Genomic DNA, 22463 nt, shown 5'->3' on the forward strand with positions numbered 1-22463 from the left:
CGTCAGCTTTCCATGCCATGGGGACAAACGTCCAAACTTCTGGGAAAAAACTATGACGTGTCGTCGTAGATCACCGCATCGACTCCCGCGACGACGGCCTGACTAGGCGTGTCGACATCCCGCGTGACGTCGGCGGGCGCCCGCACCCGCGCCACCTGCAGCCCTCCCAAGAGCCGCCGGACAGACACGTCGCGCAGCGCCGGTACCTCCCCCACGGCCCGCCGCAGCGCGGCTGCCGGGTACCGGCCGGCGAGGTACTGCGGCCAGGACTCGGCGTCCTCCAGCACCACGCCGTCGGGAGCCATCACGGCCGCCGCGAGGGCGGCGACGACCGCGTCCGGGTTCGCCAGGTCCCCAGCGAGGAGCATCACCTCCTCCGCCTCCCCAGGCAACGCGTCCACGGCCGCCGCGATCCCCGCCACCGGTCCCCCGAACGGCGGTTCCTCCAGCACGAACGACACCCGCGGGTCCCCGAACCCGGCGCGCCGGGGGGAGGCGACGACCACGCGATCGGCCCAGCCGAGGGCCGCGTCGCAGGTGCGCTGGAGCAGGGAACGGTCCCCGACGGTGAGCTCGAGCTTGTCCGTACCCATGCGCGAGGACCGGCCGCCGCCGAGGACCACGGCGAGGCGCATCGGCCTAGTGGCCGGCGAAGCGCGAGTCCACGCCGGCCGCCTCGGCGGCTCCGGCGAAGAAGCGGATCTCCATGAGGTTCCTCTCGTCATCCGCCGATGGCGCTCATCGTGCGGGCGGGTTGAACGAATCCGGCGTCGTCGATGCCGTGCGCCCTGGGCTTGGCGGCGTGCGCGCCGGTCCAGGCTGCCACGAGGTCCTCATCTGAGCCGCCTCCGCGGACGATGGCGCGCAGATCGGTCTCGGTGCGGGAGAACAGGCAGGTGCGCACCTGCCCGTCAGAGGTGAGGCGCGTCCGGTCACAGGCCCCGCAGAAGGGGTTGGTGACCGAGGCGATCACGCCGATCGTCCCGCCCGGCTGTCGGTCGTCGGGTGCGACGCGCCACAACTCGGCGGGCGCCGCGCCGCGCGGCTCATCGAGCGGGGTCAGCCCGAAGCGGGTCCTCAGCTGCGCCAGGATCTCGTCCGAGGTGACCATGCGGGACCGGTCCCACTCGTGCTGCGGACCCAGCGGCATCTGCTCGATGAAGCGCAACTGATAGCCGCGGGCCAGGCAGAACTCGGCCAGGGGCACGATGTCTGCCTCGTTCTCGCCGCGCATGATGACCGAGTTCACCTTCACCGGGCGCAGTCCGGCGGCGTCGACGGCAGCGATGCTGGCCAGCACGTCATCCAGACGGTCACGCCGGGCGAGCCGCGCGTACCGGGCGGCGTCGAGGGAGTCCAGGGAGATGTTGACCCGGTCCAGTCCCGCCGCGACCAACCCGCCGATCCGCTTGTCCAGGCCCAGCCCGTTGGTCGTGAGCGCCAGCTCGGGGCGACCATTGGGACCCCGCAGGTCCGCGGCGCCGGCGACGATCCGCTCGAGCCCCGGGCGCAGCAGGGGCTCACCGCCGGTGAATCGGAGGCGAGCCACGCCCAACCGTTCCACCGCGACCCGGAGCACGCGGATCACCTCGTCGTCTGTCAGGGTCTCCTCGGCCGGCAGCCACGCAAGCCCCTCGGCCGGCATGCAGTAGGTGCAGCGCAGGTTGCAGCGGTCGGTGAGGGACACGCGCAGATCGCGCGCGATCCTCCCGTGGCTGTCCGACAACCGTGCCTCCTGCATGGGCGCATGCTACCCCGAGAGGGCTAGCCCTCGGCGCGCATGCGAAACTGGATCGATGAGCAGAGACCCGCACGGACTTGGGCCGACCCGGACCCGGGTCCTCGCCCTGCTGCAGTCCGCGCCGGGCCCCATGGCGGTGGCGGAGGTGGCCGACGAGCTCGGGCTGCACCGCAACTCGGCGCGCTTCCATCTTGAGGGGCTCCGGGACGCCGGCTACGCCGTCAGCGCCGCGGCCCCACTCGGCCACACCGGGCGCCCGCCGCTGCTGTTCGCCGCCACCAGCGATTCCCCCAACGTGACCAACTCCCACCTGATGGAGCTGGCGGAGGTCCTCATCCAGAACTTCGTCACCACGCTGCCGGACGGTTCCCGGTTGGCGGAGGAGGCCGGACGGGGCTGGGGACGGTCGATGACCGGGCCGGAGGGAGTCCCGCAGGATCCCATCGCCGGACTCGTCCTGCACCTGGCCGAGCGCGGCTTCAGCACCTCCGCGACGGGGGGCCACCTCACCTTCACCCGGTGCCCGTTCCGCGCGGAGGTGGGCCTGCGCGAGCTGCCCGTCGTCTGCGCCATCCATCAGGGCTTCGTCGACGGCTACCTCGGCGCCACCGGGAGCGACCTGGTGGCGGATCGGATCGAGGTGGGCCCCCGCGTGTGTCACCTCGCGCTGCACGGACCCCCCGCACACGGGACCACGCCGGAGGGCTGAGCCCCTCTCGGAGCCCGCCGACCGGCGTGGATCGGTCTGGGGTCTCGTCAGCCCTTGACGCCGCCGGCGGTGAGGCCGGCCACGATGTAGCGCTGCAGGTACATGAACAGCACGATGATCGGGATGGCCGCCAGCACCGCGCCCGCCGCGAACAGCGACCAGGGCGCGTTGCGCTCGTCCGAGCCCCACACGTACAGACCGACGGCCAGGGTGTAGTTCTCGGGCCTGGCCAACACGATCTTTGCCAAGATGAATTCGCCGTAGGACCCGACGAAGCTCAGCAGCCCCACCACCGCGAGGATGGGTGTGACGAGCCGCATGATGATTCCCCAGAAAATCTGGGCGTGCGTGGCGCCGTCGATCTTGGCGGCCTCGTCGAGTTCCATGGGGATGGTGTTGAAGAATCCGTACATGAGGAACGTGTTGGCCCCCAACGCGCCACCGAGGTAGATGGCGATCAGTTGGAGGTGGGACCCGACGCCGAGGAACGGGAAGATCTCACCCAGGGTGAGCGCCAGCAGGAAGATGGCGACGAACGCCAGCATCTGCGGGAACATCTGGATGATGAGCAGCGCGGTGAGCCCACCGCGCCGTCCCTTGAACCTGAACCGGCTGAAGGCGTAGGCAGCGGCGGCCCCCATCAGGACGGTGCCGACCGCGGTGACGCTGCTGACGTAGAACGACTGGAGCGCCCATCGCGGGTAGTCCGTGGTCATCAGCTCGGCGTAGTGCTCGCCGGTGATGCTGGTGAACAGCCGCAGCGAGCCGGTGAGCGTGCCGTTGGTGTTGAGCGAGGCCGACAACACGTACAGCAGCGGGAAGGTGCAGTAGGCGATCACGAGGATCCCGAAGACATGCTTCCACCCCACCTGGGCCCACCACCTGCCCCCATGGAGACGCACATCGTTGTCGCCGTTGGCGAGTTTCCTGGCCATCACATGATCTCCTCAAGCTTGCGGGTCTGCCTGAATCCCAGCCAGGAGATGAAGCCGACCACCAGGAAGATGACGATCGACATGGCGCTGGCCAGGCCGTACTGCCGGTTGCCGCCCTCGAACGCGATGGCGTAGACCATCGAGATGAGAATGTCGGTCTCGCCGACGGGCACCGGAGCCCCGGAGTAGTTGGGTCCGCCGCCCGTGAGCATGTAGATCAGCGAGAAGTTGTTGAAGTTGAACGCGAAGCTCGCGATGAGCAGCGGCGCCACCGAGACCAGCAGCAGGGGCAGCGTGATGCCCCAGAACCGGCGCAACGGTCCCGCGCCGTCCATGATCCCGGCCTCGGTGAGTTCCTGGGGAATGGACTGCAGCGCCCCGGTGGTGACCAGGAACATGTACGGGAATCCGAGCCACAGGTTGACGCCCAGGATGGCCAGTTTGGCGAGGTTGCCGTCCGTGAACCACGGGATGCTGGCCCCGCCCAGGAGGACCTGATTGATGAACCCGAACTCCTGGTTGAGGAGACCGCGCCACACCAGAGCCGCGAGGAACCCGGGGAAGGCGTACGGGAGGATGAACAGGGCTCGATAGAGCGTGCGGCCCTTGACGCGCGGGTCGTTGAACACCACCGCGAGGAGCAGTCCGAACGCGAACGTGGTGAGGACCGACAGGATGGCGAAGGCGAACGTCCACGCCATGGAGGACAGGAACGGGCCGGCCAGCCGGGAATCGGTGAACATGCGCGAGAAGTTCTCGAACCCCACGACCACCCGCCATCCGGGGGTCAGGGTGCGGCCGTCGTCGGCCACGAACTGACCCACACTGTCGTCGGCCGTGTACACCTTCCCCTCAGCGTCGGTGAACGTGTCGGCGGCTTCGTCGTAGGCGAGGAGCGACTTGGCGACGTAGGCCATGGCCGCGTTGTCAGTGCGGAGCCACCCGTCGTCGGGGTTGTCGGAGACGCTGACCCTCAGGCCGAGGACCTCGTCCTGGCGCAGCTGGATCTCGGCGAGCGGGAGGACCGTCGCGCCTGGGACCTCCGTCACCCTGCCGCCGTCGACGACGGCGTCCGGGGCGTCGGCCAGCGGGGACTCGGCGTCGCCGACCTTGGCCTGCTCGCCGTCGACGATGGCGAAGCCGATCTGGCCGTCACGGTCGTACACCGTGACCGGATAGGTGGGCGTGCCCTCGACCCGACGGTCCGAGGTCTTCATGATCTGGGTGATGGCGGGCTGCTTGGTGTCGTTGTGCCCGTCACCGTAGTTGGTGAAGGCCACGTAGGCCGTGTTCACCATGACGTAGACCTGGAACACGATCAGGAAGATCAGGCCCGGCACGAGGTACTTGGCCGGGATCGCACGCTTCGAGAAGTACACGTAGTCGACGACGATGAGAGTGAGGACGAGGAAGACGAGGACGCCCCACTCCTGCTGGCCATAGCTGGCCATGATGCCGTAGAGGCCAAACGCGTTGACCAGCATCATGAGGACGAGCTTCACATAGAAGCCCGGGCGCGAGAGGTCCCGCGCATGGGAGAGCCTCGGCGACCGCGGTGTCGTGGAGTTGCTCAAGGGAGTTCAACCTTCGCTTCGCTGCGAGTATGGACCGGGGGTCGGGCGGCCTCAGCTGCCCGACCCCCGGAGGATGGTGACCTACGGGTCAGGTGATCAGAACTTGGCTTCGATGTTCTCGACCATGGCGTTCCACGCCGCGGCGGGCTCCGCGTTGCCGGTGATGATGCTCACCTCAGCGCCGCCCCAGAACTCCCAGACAGCACCCATCTCGGGGATGGCGGGCATGGGCTGGCCGTCCTTGCCTGCCTCACCGAAGCCAGCCAGGATCTCGTCGGCGACGGCGTCAGCCGACTCCGTCAGGGCCGGCATGCGGCCGCCGAGCTCGAACATGGCGTCCTGGGCCTCCTTGCTGGCCATGTAGTCCAGGAACTGCGAGGCGAGCAGGGTGTTCTCGGACTTCGACGACAGGAACACGCCCTGCACGCCGACGAACGGCGCGGAGGGCTGGCCGCCGGCCGACGGGACGGGCAGCACGGAGATGTCCATGCCCGCGCCCACGAAGTCTCCGGTCCACCAGGGCCCGGTGATGATGTAGGGGGTCTTGCCGTCGATGAAGGCCTGCTTGGCGGTCTCACCGTCGAGCGAGGAGGAGACGACCTTCTCCGCCGCGAGCTTCTTGAGGTACTCGGCGAACGCCAGGCCCTCTTCCCCGCCCATCCCGAGCTCAGCGGTGTAGTCGCCGTTGGCGTCTGTCTTGAACACCGGCGCACCGAAGGACGTCTGCAGCGGGTAGAGGTGGTACGCGTCGCCGCCGGGCCCCTGCTGGATGACGATGGGGAACTCGGCGCCCTCAGCATCCTTGCCCTGGGCGATCAGCTCGTCGAACGTGGCCGGGGTGTCCTGCACCATGGCGTTGTTGCGGACGAGGGCGATGTTCTCGATGGCGTAGGGGACGCCGTACAGCTGCCCCTCCAGGGTGAAGCCGCGGGTGGCCACCTCGTTGAAGCCCGAGACCTGGTCACCGAGCTCAACGGGGGCGACGACACCGTTCTTGACGAGGTCACCGGTCCAGTCGTGCGCGCCGACGATGAGGTCGGGGCCCTCACCCGTGGGCGCCTGGGCGATGAAGTCGGTCTTGACGTCCGCGGTGGGCTTCTGGACCACGTCGAGCGTCACGCCCGAGGCGGCCAGGAAGGACTCGCCCAGGGACTTGAACGCGTCGATGCGGGTCTCGTCGACCCAGACGGTCAGGGTGCCGGCGGCCGCGGGGGCGGAACTCTCGGCCGGAGCGCTGCTCGCGGCGCTGGAGGCAGCATCCGTAGCGGAAGGGGAGGTGGTGCTCGACGTGCCGCCGCCACAGGCGACCAGCGTCAGAGAAAGCCCGGCCGCAGCGGCGGCGAGAAGGCTCTTGCGCATGTGTGTAACTCCTTCGTTATCCCGGGCCGCTTCGGTGCCGACCCGATCTGATGTGAATCGTAACCTGTTCTGCAAAGCTTGCAAACTCTTTGCAATAACACTTCTATAACATTCCCGATCCGCCGACGACGGTCGCCCAGGGACCACCCATCTCCGCGTATAGGCGCCTGCCCCGCCGCCCTCGCGAGTGTGCAACGATTCTGCAAACCCGTTGCAAAGTGGCGCGATTTCTTGCACACTAGCCTGCGACGACGTGCGTCACTGGAAACTCGACGGAGAGGAGGGCCGATGATCCCGGCACGAGCCAAGCTCGCGGATCTGGCCGTCGCCGCCGGCGTGTCCACCGCCACCGTCTCCCGCGTGCTCAACGGCAAGCCCGGGGTGGCGGAGGCCACACGGATGTCGGTGCTGGCCACCCTCGAGTCCCTGGGCTACCCCTTGGAGCCGGAATCCAGCACAGGCGAGGGGCTGATCGCCGTCATGGTGCCGGAGCTGGCCAACCCATCGTTCGCCTCGTTCGCCAACGAGTTGGCGCTCATCCTCACCGCCGCCGGGCGCCACATGATCCTGTGCACCGCCGGCCCTGGTGGCACCAGCGAGGACCAGTACCTCGACGCGCTGCTCGGCGTCGAGATCGCCGGGATCATCTCCGTCTCCGGCACCCCTGCGGACACCGAGGCCTCGTCCGATCACTACCAGCGGCTCATCGACGCCGGCGTGCCCGCCGTGTTCATCAACGGCTACAACCCCACCGTCGACGCCTCCTTCTTCTCGTGCTCCGACGCCGAAGCAGTGGCGATGTCGGTGGCCCATCTGCGGTCCTACGGCCACACGCGGATCGGGCTGGCCGTGGGTCAGCAGCGCTACCTCCCCAGCCGCCGTAAAATGACCGCCTTCCTGGGGCTGGGCTTCGCCGCCTCCTCGACCGTGTCGACCCTGTTCACCGTCGAGGGCGGGCAGGCGGCCGCGTCACGACTCTTCGACTCCGGCCACACGGCCATCGTCTGCGGGTCCGACGTCATGGCGCTCGGGGCCGTGCGCGAGGCCCGATCCCGAGGCCTGGACGTGCCCGGTGATGTCTCCGTCGTCGGCTACGACGACTCGCCCCTCATGGCCTTCACCAGCCCCGCCCTCACCACCGTGCGCCAGCCCGTGGCCGCCATGACCCAGGCCGCCGTCGCATCGCTCCTCACCGCCATCCGGGGGCTCCCGACCGATCCCACCGAGATGCTGTTCCATCCCGACCTCATCATCCGCCAGTCGACAGGACCACTTCATGACCGCTGAATGGTGGCGCGACGCCGTCATTTACCAGATCTACCCGCGCTCCTTCGCCGATTCGGACGGGGACGGCTACGGCGACCTCCCCGGCGTCATCGGCAAGATCCCATACCTGGCGCGGCTGGGCGTTGACGCCATCTGGCTGTCCCCCTTCTACAGGTCACCCATGGCCGATGCCGGCTACGACGTGGCCGACTACGAGGAGATCGACCCGATGTTCGGCACTCTCGCGGACGCGGACGAGCTCATCGAGGCGGCGCACGCGGCCGGCCTGCGCGTCGTCGTCGACCTGGTGCCGAACCACACGTCCGACGAACACCGCTGGTTCCAGGCCGCGGTCGCGGCCGGACCCGGCTCCCCGGAAAGGGAGATGTACCACTTCCTCGACGGTCGCGGCGAGGGCGGCGAGCTGCCGCCGAACAACTGGAAGTCCGTCTTCGGCGGCGCCGGCTGGAGCCGTCTCACCGCGCCGGACGGCACGCCGGAGCAGTGGTACCTCCACCTCTTCGACGTGAAGCAGCCGGACCTCGACTGGTCCCAGGAACGGGTCCGTGCCGCGTTCGACGGCGTGCTGCGCTTCTGGCTGGACCGCGGCGTCGACGGCTTCCGCGTGGACGTGGCGCACGGACTGGTCAAGGCCGAGGGGCTCCCGGACTTCGACGAGGACCAGATCATGCTCGACGGCCAGGCGGGCCCCATGTGGGACCAGGACGGGGTCCACGAGGTCTACCGCAGGTGGCGCACGGTGCTGGACGCCTACGACGGCGAGCGCTCCCTCGTGGCCGAGGCCTGGGTGGCCGATCCCCAGCGCCTGGCGCTGTACCTGCGCCCGGACGAGATGCACACCGCGTTCAACTTCCAGTTCCTGGAGAGCCCGTGGGACGCCGCGTCCTACCGCCAGGTCATCACCGCCACCATGGCGGCCGACGAGGCCGTCGGAGCACCGACCACCTGGGTGCTGAGCAACCACGACGTGCTGCGTCACGTCAGCCGCCTCGGCCTGGCCTCACCGGGCTCCAGCCATGAGGGCCTCGGGGCTGACGACGAGCAGCCCGACAACACCGTCGGGCTCCGCCGAGCCAGGGCCGCCACGCTGATGATGCTGGCGCTGCCAGGGTCCGCCTACCTGTACCAGGGCGAGGAACTCGGTCTTCCGGACCACACCACGCTCCCCGACGAACTCCGCCAGGACCCCACCTGGTTCCGCTCGGAGTTCACCCGGCCCGGCCGCGACGGATGCCGGATTCCCATGCCGTGGGTGGCCTCCGAGCAGGGCCTCGGCTTCTCCCCCACCGGCAGGAGCTGGCTACCCCACCCGGAGTCGTACCAGAGCCTGGCCGCGGACCAGCAGGTGGTCGCCCGCGGGAGCACGCTGGGCCTCTACCGCGCGGCGATCGCGGCCCGCAAGGACCTGCAGCTCGGCCGCGGCGAGTTGACCTGGGTCGACGCCGGTGAGTCGCTCGTCGCGTTCGACAACGGCGAGGTGCGTGTCATGACCAACGTGCTGGGTGCCCCCGTGGCGCTGCCGGAGGGCTTCGAGGTGCTGCTGGCGAGCGTGCCCCTCCGGGGGCACGTGCTGCCCACCGACGCGACGGTGTGGCTCACCCGGGTGTGAGGTCCAGGGCGGCGGCTGCGGCGGACTTCGCGGCCGCAGCGGTGTGCGCGGACACGGCGGCCGCCCCCGCGGCGGCGCACTGTTCCGCCGTGACGCGACTCAGCGCGATGCCGACGGAGGCCACGGCCGAGGCAGCCATCGACAGCGACGTGGCACCCAGACCCACCAGGACGCAGGCGAGCAGCGGGTCCGCCGCCGCCTCGCCGCAGACGCCCACCGGCTTGTGGGCGCGCCGTCCCGCGTCGCAGGTCAGCTGGATCAGCCTCAGCACGGCCGGCTGCCAGGGGTCGGTGAGGTGCGCGAGCTCCGGCGCGAGCCGGTCCGCGGCCATCACGTACTGCGTGAGGTCGTTGGTGCCGATGGAGACGAAGTCCACCGTCGCGAGGAAGGCGTCGGCCAGCAGAGCGACGGCCGGCACCTCGACCATGATCCCGGCCTTCAGGCCACGCTCGCGGCACGCGCGCGCGAACTCGGCGGCCTCGTCGACCGTGGCGATCATCGGCGCCATCACCCACGGTGGCACGGAGCGTCCCTGCGCGGCGCGGGCGATGGCGTCGAGCTGTCGCGAGACCAGCCCGGGCTGGTTCAGGGAGAGCCGGTTGCCGCGCACGCCGAGGGCGGGATTGGGCTCGTCGGGCATCGTCGCGAACGGCACGGGCTTGTCGGTGCCCGCGTCCAGGGTGCGCACCACCACCTTGCGCCCGCCGAAGGCGTCGAGCACGGCCGCGTAGGTGGCCGCCTGCTCCTCGACGCCGGGCTCGTGCTGGGCGCTGAGGAAGCCGAGCTCGGTGCGGTAGAGGCCGACGCCCTGGGCGGGACCTGCGGCCGCGGCCTGCGCCGCGTTCCCGTCGGCGACGTTGGCGAGCAGTTCGACGGGCACGCCGTCGGCCGTCCGGCCGGGGCCGGACCAGCCGGAGACGAGGCGGCGGCGCTCGGCGTCGGCAGCCACGCGCGCCATGGCCTCGGCCGGATCCACGCCCCGAGACACGGTGCCGGCGGCGCCGTCGAGCAGCACCGTCTCGCCGTCGGCGATGCTGGCGAGATCCGCGGCCGCCACCACGCACGGCAGGGAACGCTGGCGGGCGATGATCGCGGTATGGCTGGTGGGACCCCCCAGCCGGATGACCAGGCCGACGATGCGCTCGGGGTCCAGGTCTGCGGTGTCGGCCGGAGCGAGGTCCTCGGCCAGGAGGATCGACGGGCGGTCCGGGCGGGGTAAGCCCGGCTCCCGGAGACCGAGGAGGTGGGCGGCGACGCGGTCGCGGATGTCGCGCAGGTCCGTGGCGCGCTCGGCCATCAGCCCCCCGAGCGCGGTGAGCGCCGCCACGAACTCACCCAGGGCCTTGGCGGCGGCCTGGGGCGCCCCGAGACCCGCCCCCACGTACTTGACGGCCGGGCGCGTCCAGCCACGGTCGCGGGCGAGGGCCGCCGTCGTGACGAGGACCTGGGCAACATCACCGGTGGCGCGCTCGGCGCGGGACTCGTAGCCGGCCGCCACGGCCTCCACCGCCGCCTTGAGCCGGTCCACCTCGGCGGGTCGCTCGGACTCGTCCAGGGCACCGTCGGCCTCGGGAATCGGGACCGACGACCGGAGCCACACCACGGGCGCCACGACGACGCCTTCCACCACACCCGTCCCGCTCACCACATCAGCCATGCCGCTCCATCCCCTGAGTGCCCGTCGCCGCCCAACCTACTCACCGCGACCCGCGGCTGGGAAGGACCTCGGCCTTGGCTATGCTTGCCCGTGTTCCGCCCGCAACGGTGCGGCGGTGACGAAAGGAGCCTCAGATGGCCAGCAAGACCGTGACCGTCGGGTCCGTGGTGGGACTCCATGCCCGCCCGGCAGCTCTCATCGCCGCCGCTGCCGGCGAATACGACGACGACATCACCATTTCCCTCGACGGCGCCACGGTGGACGCCGCCTCCTCCCTGCTGATCATGACGCTGGGCGCCGAGAAGGGCGCCGTCGTCACGGTGGAGTCCGAGAACGCCGAGGCAGTGGACCGGATCGCCGCCATGGTGGAGCAGGACCTCGACGCCTGACCCAGGTGGAGCGTCAGCGCGAGTCACAGGAGCTCAGTGATGACTGATCATGTCCCGGACGACGTGGACCCGGCTGGCCGCGACCTGCGCGAGTACACCGATCAGCTGCGCCCGGATCACCCCGTCGTGCGCAACGTGCGCGGCGAGTGGGTGCTTCTGCGGCACGCGGATGTGGTGGCGGCGGCCACCGATCCCGTGACGTTCTCCAGCGCCGTTTCGGCCCATGTTCACGTCCCCAACGGGCTCGACGGCGACGCCCACCGCGCCGCCCGCGAGACCTTGGACCGCTACGTCGAGCCCGGCGCCCTGGCACCACACGAGCCGGCGTTCCGCGAGGTGGCGCGCGGCCTGTACGCCGCACTCCCCCGCGGGGTCACGGTGGACGCGGTGCGCGACATCGGCTTCCCGTTCGCAGTCCGCGCACAGAGCGCATGGCTGGGGTGGCCGGCCTCACTCGAAGGCCACCTGCTGGACTGGATGGCGGCCAACCATGCGGCCACCCGGTCGGGAGACCGGTCCCGGACCGCGGAGGTGGCGGCGGAGTTCGACGCGATCATCGGCTCGGTCCTCGCCCCGCGCCGGCGCCTCGGCGACGACGCCCCGGACGACATCACCACCGCCCTCCTGCGCGACGAGATGGCGGGCCGGCCGTTCACGGACGAGGAACTGGTCTCCGTCCTGCGGAACTGGACCGGGGGCGACCTCGGCTCGATCGCGTTGTGCGTCGGGGTGGTCTTCGCGTTCCTGGCGGACCACCCGGACCTGCAGCACCGTCTGCGCTCGGGCGTCAGCGACGAGGAGATCGACGCCATCGTCGACGAGATCCTGCGCATCGACGACCCGTTCACCTCCAACCGGCGTCGCACCACCTGCCCGGTCACCATCGGCGGCGCGGAGATCCCCGCGGGCGCCGTCGTGAAACTGCACTGGACCTCCGCCAACCGGGACCGGGCCGTCTTCGGTGATCCGGACCACTTCAACCCGGAGGGCAACGCGCCGCGCAATCTGGTCTACGGCACCGGCCCGCACATGTGCCCTGGCAGGCCCCTGGCCACTGTGGAGCTGCGGATCGGGGTCCAGGAGGCATTGGCGGCCACCACCTGGATCGAGTGGGCGCCGGGCGCCCCGGCCGAGCGCGAGGTGACCCCGGTCGGCGGGTGGGCCCACGTGCCCGTTGTCCTCAACTAGCGGTCACAGCGCGGTACCGACGATAGGTTGAGTCGCGACCCGTCGAGCGGGGCGTCCCGGACCGGGAGCCGCCGCGGCAGCGGGCGACGGAGGAGGCGCGATGGCATTGCCGGAACAGCTGGCCGGGCGGCTGAGGCTGCCCGTGGTGGCGGCTCCGATGTTTCTGGTCTCCGGGCCGGAGCTCGTCGTCGCGTGCTGCAAAGCCGGGGTGCTCGGCACTTTTCCTGCGCTGAACCGCCGCTCGACCGAGGCCTTCGAGGGCTGGCTCGAGGAGATCGAACGGGCCCTCACTCCGCCGGACGCCCCGTTCGGGGTGAACCTCATCGTGCACCCCACCAACACGCGCCTCGACGCGGACCTGGCTGTCGTCGTCGAGCACCGGGTGCCGGTGGTGATCACGTCGCTCGGGGCGGTACCCGAGGTGGTGGACGCGGTGCACTCGTACGGCGGCCTGGTGTTCCATGATGTGACCACGCTGCGGCACGCGCGCAAGGCCGCTTCTGCGGACGTCGATGGGCTGGTGCTGGTGGCAGCCGGCGCCGGAGGGCATGCGGGAGCGCTCAATCCCTTCGCGCTCCTCGCCTCTGTGCGGCCCTGGTTCGACGGCGTGATCCTGCTGGCGGGGAGCCTGAGCAGCGGTGCCGACGTCGTCGCCGCGCGGGCTCTTGGCGCGGACCTGGCCTACCTGGGCACGCGGTTCCTGGCCACCCGGGAATCCCTCGCGCCGGACGACTACCGGGCGATGGTGGTGTCCGCGGAGGCCGCCGACGTCGTGTACACCCCGGCCGTGAGCGGCATTCCCGCCAACTTCCTCGCCCCCAGCCTGGCCGCCGCCGGCGTGGACCCCGACGGGCCGCCCGCAGCGTCTGAGGACGTCAAGGCCTGGCGTGACGTGTGGTCCGCCGGCCACGGCGTGGCCGGCATCACGGACGTACCCACCGTCGCCGAACTCGTCGACCGCCTGGACGCGGACTACCGGAGCACCCTGGCCCGCCTGCAAGGAGACCATCGATGAGCACCGTGCTGCTGACCCGCGACGACGGCGTGGCCACCCTCACCCTCAACCGCCCCGAGAAGCTCAACGCGTTCACCCTGGACATGGGCCGCGAATTCGTCGACGCCCTGCGGGATGCGGACCGCGACGACGCCGTCCGCGCGATCATCGTCACCGGCTCGGGCCGCGCGTTCTGCGCCGGGATGGAGCTGAGCGAGGGCGACAACGTGTTCGGATTCGATCCGCGCATGGATCTCAGTCCTGCCGAGCTTCGCGACCGCTGGACGGAGCGCGAGGTGGTCGACGGCGCACTCGAGCCGGGAGGAAAGCTCACGCTGGCCATCCTGGAGTGCCGCAAGCCGGTGATCGCAGCCATCAACGGCCCCGGCGTGGGCATCGGGTCCACCATGACGCTGCCGATGGATGCCCGCCTCGCTTCGACGGAGGCCCGGATGGGGTTCGTGTTCGCCCGACTGGGCATCACGCCTGAGGCCTGCTCGACCTGGTTCCTGCCCCGCATCGTCGGGCAGTCCAGGGCCCTGGACCTGCTCTACAGCGGTGACATCATCACTGCCGGGCGGGCGCTGGAGATCGGGCTGGTCGACGCCGTGCACGAACCCGGTGAACTCCTCTCAGCGGCCCGCGCCGTCGCTGACCGGATGACGCTTGGCCGCTCCGCGCACGCGGTCGCGATGACCCGGCAGCTGGTGTTCAGGCACCTGGCAGGAGCGAGCGTGGTCGACGCCCACCTGGCGGAGTCGCTCGCGCTGCGACACTCGGCCCACGGCGACGGCCGGGAGGGTGGGCTCGCGTTCCTGGCCAAGCGTGCGCCGCGGTTCAGCCGGCCCGCCCCGGAGGCGTTCGACCACGTCTTCCCCGGCTGAGGCGCCTCAGGCGTCGTCGTGGCGGTCCGCGTCGTCGAGGTGTCGCTCGAGTGCGGCGATGAGCTCAGGCGTCATCGCCGGGATGGGCCCGGTGTCGAAGACCCCGCCCGACAGCGCGCCCGGCTCCAGCAGGGTGTCGAGGGACTCGGGGGTGAGCAGGCCTTCGGCCAGCACGAGGTCGCGGATAGATCGCCCACCCTTCAGCGCCTCCTTGGCCAGCCGCGACGCGTGCGCGTAGCCGAGGAGAGGCATGAGGGCCGTGACCACCCCCACCGACTGGTCGACCTGCAGGCGGGTGCGCTCCGCGTTGGCGGTGATGCCGTCGACACAGTTGGTGCGCAGCGTCCGGACCGCACGCCGCAGCCACGTCGAGTTCTGGAGCAGGACGTGCGCCATCACCGGTTCGAACGCGTTGAGCTGAAGCTGGCCGGCCTCGGAGGCCATCGCCACCGTCACGTCGGATCCCGCGATGACGAACGCCACCTGGTTCACGGCCTCCGGGATCACCGGATTCACCTTTCCGGGCATGATCGAGCTGCCCGCCTGCACCGGCGGCAGCACGATCTCGGCGAACCCGGCCTGAGGGCCGGAGCTCAACAGGCGGAGATCGTTGCAGATCTTCGACAGCTTCATCGCCGAGCGCTTCATCACCGAGGAGGTGGACATGAAGACGCCGGTGTCGCTGGTGGCCTCGATGAGGTCGTCGGCCAGCACGAGGTCCTCGAAGCCGGTGATCTCGCGGAGGTGCCCGATCACGGCCGCCCCGTAGCCCGGAGGGGCGGTGATGCCGGTGCCGATGACCGTGGCACCGAGGTTGAGCTCCATGAGCAGGGGGCGCACGTCCTCGATCCGGTCGATGTCCTCGCCGAGAGTGGTGGAGAACCCGCGGAACTCCTGCCCGAGCGTCATCGGCACCGCATCCTGCAACTGAGTGCGGCCCACCTTCAGCACTTCGCGAAACTCCCTGCCCTTGACCGCGAACGAGTGCCTGAGTAGCCGCAACTCATCGGCCAGCTTGGTCAGCGCGACCACCAGGCTCAGCTTGACGGCGCTCGGATAGGTGTCGTTGGTCGACTGCGAGCGGTTGACGTGATCGTTCGGCGAGAGGAAGGCATAGTCGCCGAAGGGCCGGCCGGCGAGCTGCAAAGCCCGGTTGGCGATGACCTCGTTGACGTTCATGTTCGTCGACGTACCGGCACCGCCCTGGATGACACCCACGACGAACTGGTCATGGAGGCGCCCCTCGATGATGTCCTGGGCGGCCCGGTCGATCAGCTGGGCGAGGTTGCCGTCGAGGACCCCGATGTCGCGGTTGGCGCGGGCGGCTGCCTGCTTCACCTGCGCGTAGGCGACCAGGAGATCCGGATAGACGCTGATCTCGCGGCGGCTGATCCGGAAGTTGTGGACGGCCCGTGCCGTGTTGATTCCCCAGTAGGCGTCGTCGGGGATCTCCATCTCCCCAAGTGAGTCGCGCTCGATCCGCACCCTGCCTCCTTCTTTCCGGCTCACGCTACCGGGCGGTTAGATGGCCGTATGGGTTTCGAACTGATCGCCTGGGTCGCACTGCGCGACCCCGCGGGGCGGGTGTTGCTGGCACGACGCGACGGCACTGACCGCGGGAACGGCCTGTGGAACCTGCCCGGTGGGCACGTCGGCGACGGCGAGCCGGCCGCCGCCGCCGCCGCGCGCGAGGCCTCCGAGGAGGTGGGGGCGCTGCTCGATCCGTCGACGCTGCGCCACATCGGGATCCAGCGGTTCGACCTCCCCTACCCGTCAGGCCGCGCTCGGGGGTTCAACTTCTTCTTCGAGACCTCCGACTGGCGCGGCGAGCTCGCGCCGGGTGAGGCGACCTCCGAACTGGGCTGGTTCGCGCCGCAGTCCCTGCCCCCCGACATCCTGCCCTGGCTCCCCGCCGCGATCGCGGCCCACCTGCTGGAGGGCCGCTTCTGGGTGGAGTCGGTGGGCTGAGTTCATCGCAGGGTGGCGGCGGCCTCCAGCGCCATCCACGCCTGCAGCTGGGCGGCGAGTTCGACGGTGTGGCCGACTTCCGCGGTCCCCGTCGGCGAGGTGTCCTGCGGAAAGACTGTGACGTCGCGGCCGCGCCAGCCGCGCACGCCTCGTCCGGCCCAGAGCGCGCCGCCGAAATCCGAGGTCAGGAGCGACGCCGTCGAACGGGTGTGCTGCGGAAGGCGGGTGTCGCGGGCGGCGAGCGCCAGGTAGCGGGTCAGGATGCCGGTGAACAGTCCCCCGTCGCCGTCGCCGTGGGTGCGGAGGAGCCGGGTCCCGGGATGCGTGAGGTGGGCGGCCACCGCGTCGACGTGGCGGACGGCCTCATCAAGTCGACCGAGCGCCAGCATGAGGCCCAGGACCGGGCCCTGGTTGTACGTGAACACGTGCGGCACCAGGTCGACGCGCTCCCGGGGGTGAGGGCCGGCGAGTCGAAGACCGTCGCGGAACAGCCCGGAGGCCGGGTCCGCGAGGTGGTCGTGGAGCCAGTCCAACAGGCGGGACGCCTCGTCGAGATGACCGGTCCTGGCGAGATACAGGGCGATGGGACCGGTGGCGGCCGTGTTCTTGACGTCGCGGTCCAGGCTCCAGAACGCGCCACCGCCCCAGTCGTCGGTGATGGCCGAGCGGAGTACCCGGTCCAGGCCCCGTGCGGGGCGGCCCGCACGCTGGGCGGCGAGCGCGAGCCAGGCCATGTCGTCGAAGTAGCGGTTGCGGAGGCGCCCCCCGTTCCGCAGCCGGATGCCCCGGATCTGGCTGCCGATGAGGCGCTCGTCCACCATTGACGAGCCTCGGCGCCGGGCGTCGACGAGGCAGTCGAGGAGGTGAGCCTGCCACCAGTAGTGCCACGGCCCGCTGGATCGGCCCGGGCGTGCGGTGGCGGCGAGGTACGTGAACGGGACGCCCGCCCAGCGCCCTCCGAAGAGGGCGAGGACGGAGCGGGCTGCCTCGTCGGCGCGATCCGCCGTCACGCCAGGCGCTGCAGGAACAGGGTCTCGGCCAGCGCGGCCTTGGCGAAGTCGGCCAGGTCCAGCGACTCGTCGATGCCGTGCATCCGCGACATCGGGTCCGTCACGGCCGTGACCAGCACCAGCGCGCCGGGGTTCCGGTTCGCGAACTCGGCGACGATGGGGATGGAGCCGCCGACCCCGATCTCCACGGGGGCCACGCCGAAAGCCTCGGTGAATGAGCCCAGCGCGGCGCGGGCGCGGTCGTCGTCGAGGGAGATGACACTCCCGGAGCCGTTCTGCCCATGCTCCACGACGACGCGAGCGCCCCACGGCGCGTTGGCGAGCAGGTGGGCACGGAGGGCGGCCTGGGCCTCGTCGGCGTCCTGGCCGGGGGCGAGGCGGACGCTCACCTTGGCGCGCGCGGTGGGGATGAGGGTGTTGGACGCGTCCTTGACAGGCGTGGCATCGATGGCCAGCACTGAAGCCGCGGGCCTGGTCCACATGCGGGCCGAGGCCGGGCCGTCCCCGATCCACTGCACGCCGTCGAGAATCCCGGTCTCCTCGCGCAGCCGGTCGTTGTCGTAGTCGACGGCTGGGTCCGGGTCGCTGGTCAGCCCGGCGACGGCCACGTTGCCGCGCTCGTCATGGAGGGTGGCGAGAAGGCGGCACAACGCGGTGAGCGCGTCGGGCACGACACCGCCGAACTGGCCCGAATGCAGCCCTGTGGCCAGCGTGGACACCGTGACCTCGGCGTCGACCATGCCGCGCAGGGTGGTGGTGAAGGAGGGTTCGCCGACCTTCCAGTTGACCGAGTCCGCGATGATGAAGACGTCCGCGGCAAGATCATCGACGTGGTTGTCGAGGAGCGCACCCATCGACGGCGACCCGATCTCCTCCTCACCCTCGATGAACAGCGTGACCCCCACCGGAGGCCGACCGTCGAAGGCGCGGAGCGCAGCGAGGTGCACGGCGATCCCGCCCTTGTCGTCGGCTGATCCGCGGGCGTAGAGCCGGCCGTCGCGCTCGATGGGCGAGAACGGGTCCGACGTCCACGCCGCGTCGTCCCCGGTGGGCTGTACGTCGTAGTGCGCGTAGAGCAGTACGGTGGGGGCGCCCTCGGGCGCCGGGAAGTGGCCGAACACGGCAGGCTTTCCCCCGGCGTGGAGGATGCGCACGTCCGGGCACCCGGTGTCGCGGATGAGAGTGGCGACGGCATCGGCGGCGGCGAGGATGTTGTCGTCGTGCTCGGGCATCGAGGAGACCGATGGGATGGCGATGAGTCGCTTGAGGTCGGTGAGGACGGCGGGCAGGACGTCGGTGACGCGATCGGTGAGGCTCATGCCTCCACCCTACTGAGGTGCGGAATCTGTTCCTCCAGGCTGGCCCTCGCGCCCCTTAGCACCCCGACGGCCAGCCTGGAGGAACGCTAGCCGCACGGCGGCCGTTTCAGTGCCTCACGGACGCGGTCGACCATGTCGTCCATCGTCGCAGCCGTGAAACGCAGGACTGTCCAGCCGGCGAGCGTGAGGAGGACGTCGCGCCTGCGGTCGTGGACGAACGCCTCGTGATCCTTGTGGAACTGCCAGCCGTCGAACTCAAGGGCCAACCGGTGCCCGGGGAGCGCGACGTCGATGAAGAATCGCTCCGACTCGATCATCACTTCCAGGTTCGCCTTCCACCCCGTGATCCGTGCCTTCCGCAGACGCACGTGCGCGTCGCGCTCAAGCTCGGACCAGGGCTCATCCCGGGACTCGTGGAGGAGCCGTGCGCGTGCTGCGTTGCCCGCTCTCGCCGGCATGGCGGCGAGAGCCTCCCAGAGTGACGCGAGAGTAACGGCTTCGCGTCTCAGGGCCTCGTCGATCACTGCGCCGCCCATGGTGTCCGTCAGTTCCAGGACGCTGTGTTCCGGGGTGCTGATGAACACCTCACCGTTCCATTGCCGGAGATCAGCAGGGATCTTTCTGGCTTCAAAGGCATAGCCCTGTGCCGGCCGACGCCTCGTCGAGGCCACCTGAACCTTCTCCACGGTCAACTCAGGCCACCAGCTGAGCCGCGCCGCGGTGTCCCTCACGAACGTGAGGTTCGGATCGACCGCGGCGATGGCTGCGGTGCGGATCTCGAAAGCGGCGGCCTGCTCCGGCGACGTGAACACCCCTGGGAGGACCCTTGTGATGTCGCCGCGCTTGTGCGCCCGATCGATGGCGTCACCGAGCGCTGGGTACAACTCTCTACGGATGATCGCATCGTTGTTGATGATCTCCTGCAGTTCATGCCTCACTCAGGCTTGTTCGTCAGCCGCAGCCCGTGCCTCCCGGCCGACTCTTCTGCTGTGGACAAGCACCCATGCGGACATCGTTCCTCCAGGCGGCCATCCGCGGCCCCGAAGCCACCGAAGGCGCGCCTGGAGGAACGTCAGCCGCACTCCGACCTCGCAGGCGAGAGATAGTGTGGATGCATGGTGCGCCAGGACCTCGCCGAACTGATCCGGGAACGCCGGATCGAGACGGTGCCCCCTGACCCCGAGCAGGTGGCACTGCTCCGGGAGCAGTCCGCCGCGCACCTGGCCAGCTCGCGGCTGATCGGCCCGACCGACCCGGCCGGTGCCTTCTCGCTCGCCTACGACGCCATCCGCAAGCAGCTCACCGCCACACTCCTGGACCACGGCTTCCGCGCCCGGAGCGCGGGCAGCCACACCGCGACCGGTCAGGCCGCCGCCATCCTCCTCCCCCATTTCGACGCCGACGGGTTCGAATGGTTACGCACGGTGCGCATCGCCACCGAGTACGGCTCCGACAAGCACCCCACCGCGACCCTCGCGGACCTCGACCGCGCCTGGAAGTTCGCCGACGGGCTGGCCAGGCAGCTGGCTCCTAGGCCATCGCGGCTGGGATCGGCGCCGTCCATACGGATTCCGCCTCAGCCAGACCCACGGTGAACTGGTCGACGAATTCCAGTTCCGGCTCGCCCGTGACCTCGCCCAGGCGCGACGACGGCACGCCCCGCTCCGCGCACAGCGCCTCGAACTCCGCGACACTCGAGCCCGGCAGCGACACCACAGCCCTGGCCGACGACTCGGCGAACAGCGCGACGGTCGGATCGCCGTCGGGCAGCGTCACGGCGAATCCGAGCCCGTTACGGAAGGCGGATTCGGCCAGCGCGACACCCAGTCCGCCCTCGCTCAGGTCGTGGGCCGACGACAACAGCCCTCGACGGGCCGCCTCACCCATCACGCCGGCCAGCGCCTTCTCGGCGCCGAGCGCCACCGCGGGCGGCATGCCGCCCAGGTGTCCGTCGTGCACGGCCGAGGCCCAGATCGAACCCGACAATTCCTCCCTGGTCTCGCCGAGCAGCACGATGGCGTCGCCCGAGTGGGTGAAACCGGAGCGCAGCCTGGTGGCCACGTCGTCGATGACTCCGAGGACGCCGACGGTGGGCGTGGGCAGGATGGGGGTGGTGGCGGTCTGGTTGTACAGGGACACGTTGCCGCCGGTCACGGGCACGCCGAGCTCGCGGCACCCGTCGACGAGGCCCAGCACGGCCTCCGCGAACTGCCACATGACCTCGGGGTCCTCCGGGGAGCCGAAGTTGAGGCAGTCGGTGATGGCCACGGGCTCTGCGCCGGTCACGGCGACATTGCGGTAGGACTCGGCCAGCGACAGTTGTGCCCCGAGGTAAGGGTTGAGGTAGGTGAACCGCGAGTTGGCGTCCAGCGCGAGCGCGATGCCGAGCCCCGTCTCCTCGTCGATGCGGAGCATGCCGGAATCCTCCGGCTGGGCGAGGACGGAATTGCCGCGGACGTAGCGGTCGTACTGCTCGGTGACCCACGTCTTGTCCGCGATGTTGCCGTGGCCGAGCACCGTGACCAGCGCGGCCTTCAGACCCTCAGGCGAGTTGTCCCGCGGAAGGTCCTCGGCACGGTTGGCGTTGACCTCGTCGAGCCACTCGGGCCGGTGGTAGGGACGCTCGTAGACCGGCCCCTCGTGCGCGACCGTCTTCGGATCCACGTCGACGATCGTCTCGCCGTGCCACTGGATGATCAGCCTGTCGCCCTCGATGACCTCACCGACGACGGTGGCCTGCACGTCCCACTTGGCGCAGATCTCCATGAACTGTGCGACGTGGGCGGGTTCGACCACCGCCATCATCCGCTCCTGGGACTCGCTCATGAGGATCTCCTCCGGCGCGAGGGTGGGGTCGCGGAGGGGCACGAGGTCCAGGTTGACGAACATGCCGCCGTCGCCCGCCGAGGCCAGCTCGGAGGTGGCGCAGGAGATGCCGGCGGCGCCGAAGTCCTGCAGTCCGTTGATGATGTCCGCCTGGAACAGCTCGAGCGTGCACTCGATGAGCAGCTTCTCCATGAACGGGTCACCCACCTGGACGCTGGGCCGCTTGGCGGGGCCGGTCTCGTCGAAGGTCTCGGAGGCGAGGATGGAGGCGCCGCCGATGCCGTCACCGCCGGTGGACGCGCCGAAGAGGATCACCTGGTTGCCGACGCCGGTGGCCTTGGCGAAGTGGAGGTCCTCGTGCCGCAGCACCCCGACGCACAGCGCGTTGACCAGCGGGTTGCCGAGGTAGCTCTCGTGGAACTGCACCTCACCGCCGATGTTGGGCAGGCCGAGGCAGTTGCCGTAGCCGCCGACGCCGGCGACGACGCCCGGCAGGACGCGACGGGTGTCGTCCTCGTCGAGCGGGCCGAAACGAAGCGAGTCCATCACGCCGATGGGCCGGGCGCCCATGGCCAGGATGTCGCGCACGATGCCGCCCACGCCGGTGGCCGCGCCCTGGTAGGGCTCCACGAAGGACGGGTGGTTGTGCGACTCGGCCTTGAACGTGACCGCGTAACCGTGGCCGATGTCGACGACGCCCGCGTTGTCGCCGATGCCGGCCAGCAGCGGACCGCGGGGGGTCTCCTGGCTGAGCTCGCCGAACCTGCGCAGGTGCACCTTGGAGGACTTGTAGGAGCAGTGCTCGGACCACATGACCGAGTACATGGCCAGCTCGGCCGACGTGGGCCGCCTGCCCAGGATCCGGCGGATCTCCGCGTACTCGTCGTCCTTCACGCCCAGCGCCGCGTACGGCTGCTCGACGTCGGGGGTCTGGACTGCATGTTCAACCGTGTCTGCCACGGGGTCAATCTACCGTCGCACGCCTGCGCGTGGGCAACGCGCCGACGTTCGCGG

20 protein-coding genes are annotated in these 22463 nt (G+C 70.2%); 9 read left to right on the forward strand and 11 right to left on the reverse strand.

Annotation, left to right across the window (positions count from 1 at the left end):
* Nucleotides 1–50 precede the first annotated feature (50 nt).
* Nucleotides 51–635, reverse strand: coding sequence for a molybdenum cofactor guanylyltransferase (gene mobA / locus ACZK5N_RS07400; protein WP_459017475.1), 585 nt, complete (start codon nucleotides 633–635; stop codon nucleotides 51–53).
* Nucleotides 636–721: 86 nt separating this feature from the next.
* Nucleotides 722–1741: a GTP 3',8-cyclase MoaA gene (gene moaA, locus ACZK5N_RS07405; protein WP_459017476.1), complete on the reverse strand. Its 1020-nt coding sequence runs from the start codon at nucleotides 1739–1741 to the stop codon at nucleotides 722–724.
* A gap of 55 nt (nucleotides 1742–1796) precedes the next feature.
* On the opposite strand from moaA, the gene ACZK5N_RS07410 reads away from it, so the two are divergent.
* Nucleotides 1797–2450: a helix-turn-helix transcriptional regulator gene (locus ACZK5N_RS07410; RefSeq protein ID WP_459017477.1), complete on the forward strand. Its 654-nt coding sequence runs from the start codon at nucleotides 1797–1799 to the stop codon at nucleotides 2448–2450.
* A gap of 47 nt (nucleotides 2451–2497) precedes the next feature.
* Here the strand turns inward: ACZK5N_RS07410 and ACZK5N_RS07415 are convergent, their stop codons facing one another.
* The 3 genes from ACZK5N_RS07415 to ACZK5N_RS07425 form a co-directional block, all read right to left on the reverse strand.
* Nucleotides 2498–3385 carry a sugar ABC transporter permease gene (locus ACZK5N_RS07415; RefSeq protein ID WP_459017478.1) on the reverse strand — a complete coding sequence of 296 codons (888 nt, stop codon included), beginning with the start codon at nucleotides 3383–3385 and terminating at the stop codon, nucleotides 2498–2500.
* Nucleotides 3385–4959: an ABC transporter permease subunit gene (locus ACZK5N_RS07420; RefSeq protein ID WP_459017479.1), complete on the reverse strand. Its 1575-nt coding sequence runs from the start codon at nucleotides 4957–4959 to the stop codon at nucleotides 3385–3387. The genes ACZK5N_RS07415 and ACZK5N_RS07420 overlap by 1 nt, the downstream gene beginning before the upstream one ends.
* Nucleotides 4960–5055: 96 nt before the next feature.
* Entirely contained in the window at nucleotides 5056–6318 is a 1263-nt protein-coding gene (locus tag ACZK5N_RS07425; protein ID WP_459017480.1) for a sugar ABC transporter substrate-binding protein, read from the reverse strand.
* Between the two features lie 288 nt (nucleotides 6319–6606).
* Here ACZK5N_RS07425 and ACZK5N_RS07430 point away from each other — a divergent pair, with 288 nt between their 5' ends.
* On the forward strand, nucleotides 6607–7605 hold the full coding sequence (locus ACZK5N_RS07430) for a LacI family DNA-binding transcriptional regulator (RefSeq protein ID WP_459017481.1): 999 nt from the start codon (nucleotides 6607–6609) through the stop codon (nucleotides 7603–7605).
* On the forward strand, nucleotides 7595–9214 hold the full coding sequence (locus tag ACZK5N_RS07435; protein ID WP_459017482.1) for a glycoside hydrolase family 13 protein: 1620 nt from the start codon (nucleotides 7595–7597) through the stop codon (nucleotides 9212–9214). Before ACZK5N_RS07430 ends, ACZK5N_RS07435 begins: the two co-directional genes overlap by 11 nt.
* On the opposite strand, the gene ptsP is transcribed toward ACZK5N_RS07435, so the two are convergent.
* Nucleotides 9201–10871, reverse strand: a complete 1671-nt coding sequence (gene ptsP, locus ACZK5N_RS07440; RefSeq protein ID WP_459017483.1) for a phosphoenolpyruvate--protein phosphotransferase — start codon at nucleotides 10869–10871, stop codon at nucleotides 9201–9203. The two genes, ACZK5N_RS07435 and ptsP, sit on opposite strands and share 14 nt — an antisense overlap.
* A gap of 134 nt (nucleotides 10872–11005) precedes the next feature.
* Here ptsP and ACZK5N_RS07445 point away from each other — a divergent pair, with 134 nt between their 5' ends.
* The 4 genes from ACZK5N_RS07445 (at nucleotide 11006) to ACZK5N_RS07460 (ending at nucleotide 14326) form a co-directional block, all read left to right on the forward strand.
* Nucleotides 11006–11260: an HPr family phosphocarrier protein gene (locus ACZK5N_RS07445; protein WP_459017484.1), complete on the forward strand. Its 255-nt coding sequence runs from the start codon at nucleotides 11006–11008 to the stop codon at nucleotides 11258–11260.
* 39 nt (nucleotides 11261–11299) lie between these two features.
* Nucleotides 11300–12448, forward strand: a complete 1149-nt coding sequence (locus ACZK5N_RS07450; RefSeq protein WP_463624755.1) for a cytochrome P450 — start codon at nucleotides 11300–11302, stop codon at nucleotides 12446–12448.
* A 100-nt stretch (nucleotides 12449–12548) separates the two neighbouring features.
* The gene (locus tag ACZK5N_RS07455) at nucleotides 12549–13463 is read left to right on the forward strand and encodes an NAD(P)H-dependent flavin oxidoreductase (protein WP_463624756.1); all 915 of its coding nucleotides are present in this window, start codon (nucleotides 12549–12551) and stop codon (nucleotides 13461–13463) included.
* Nucleotides 13460–14326: an enoyl-CoA hydratase-related protein gene (locus ACZK5N_RS07460; protein WP_463624757.1), complete on the forward strand. Its 867-nt coding sequence runs from the start codon at nucleotides 13460–13462 to the stop codon at nucleotides 14324–14326. The genes ACZK5N_RS07455 and ACZK5N_RS07460 overlap by 4 nt, the downstream gene beginning before the upstream one ends.
* Nucleotides 14327–14332: 6 nt before the next feature.
* Here the strand turns inward: ACZK5N_RS07460 and ACZK5N_RS07465 are convergent, their stop codons facing one another.
* The gene (locus ACZK5N_RS07465) at nucleotides 14333–15811 is read right to left on the reverse strand and encodes an aspartate ammonia-lyase (protein ID WP_463624758.1); all 1479 of its coding nucleotides are present in this window, start codon (nucleotides 15809–15811) and stop codon (nucleotides 14333–14335) included.
* Between the two features lie 48 nt (nucleotides 15812–15859).
* On the opposite strand from ACZK5N_RS07465, the gene ACZK5N_RS07470 reads away from it, so the two are divergent.
* Nucleotides 15860–16294 carry an NUDIX domain-containing protein gene (locus ACZK5N_RS07470; protein ID WP_463624759.1) on the forward strand — a complete coding sequence of 145 codons (435 nt, stop codon included), beginning with the start codon at nucleotides 15860–15862 and terminating at the stop codon, nucleotides 16292–16294.
* A 2-nt stretch (nucleotides 16295–16296) separates the two neighbouring features.
* Here ACZK5N_RS07470 and ACZK5N_RS07475 read toward each other — a convergent pair whose 3' ends face one another.
* From ACZK5N_RS07475 to ACZK5N_RS07485, 3 genes are all read right to left on the reverse strand, one after another.
* Nucleotides 16297–17304 carry a glycoside hydrolase family 76 protein gene (locus ACZK5N_RS07475; RefSeq protein ID WP_463624760.1) on the reverse strand — a complete coding sequence of 336 codons (1008 nt, stop codon included), beginning with the start codon at nucleotides 17302–17304 and terminating at the stop codon, nucleotides 16297–16299.
* Nucleotides 17301–18623, reverse strand: a complete 1323-nt coding sequence (locus ACZK5N_RS07480) for a dipeptidase (RefSeq protein WP_459017491.1) — start codon at nucleotides 18621–18623, stop codon at nucleotides 17301–17303. Before ACZK5N_RS07480 ends, ACZK5N_RS07475 begins: the two co-directional genes overlap by 4 nt.
* Before the next feature lie 86 nt (nucleotides 18624–18709).
* Nucleotides 18710–19561 carry a DUF559 domain-containing protein gene (locus tag ACZK5N_RS07485; RefSeq protein ID WP_463624761.1) on the reverse strand — a complete coding sequence of 284 codons (852 nt, stop codon included), beginning with the start codon at nucleotides 19559–19561 and terminating at the stop codon, nucleotides 18710–18712.
* A 177-nt stretch (nucleotides 19562–19738) separates the two neighbouring features.
* Between ACZK5N_RS07485 and ACZK5N_RS07490 the strand changes: the two genes are divergently transcribed.
* Complete coding sequence (locus ACZK5N_RS07490; protein WP_463624762.1) at nucleotides 19739–20218, forward strand: hypothetical protein; 480 nt, start codon at nucleotides 19739–19741, stop codon at nucleotides 20216–20218.
* Here ACZK5N_RS07490 and purL read toward each other — a convergent pair.
* A complete protein-coding gene (gene purL / locus ACZK5N_RS07495; RefSeq protein ID WP_459017494.1) occupies nucleotides 20154–22409 on the reverse strand; it encodes a phosphoribosylformylglycinamidine synthase subunit PurL in 2256 nt (751 codons plus the stop codon). The genes ACZK5N_RS07490 and purL overlap by 65 nt on opposite strands.
* Nucleotides 22410–22463 lie beyond the last annotated feature (54 nt).

This window comes from Tessaracoccus pujii, from assembly GCF_055326215.1.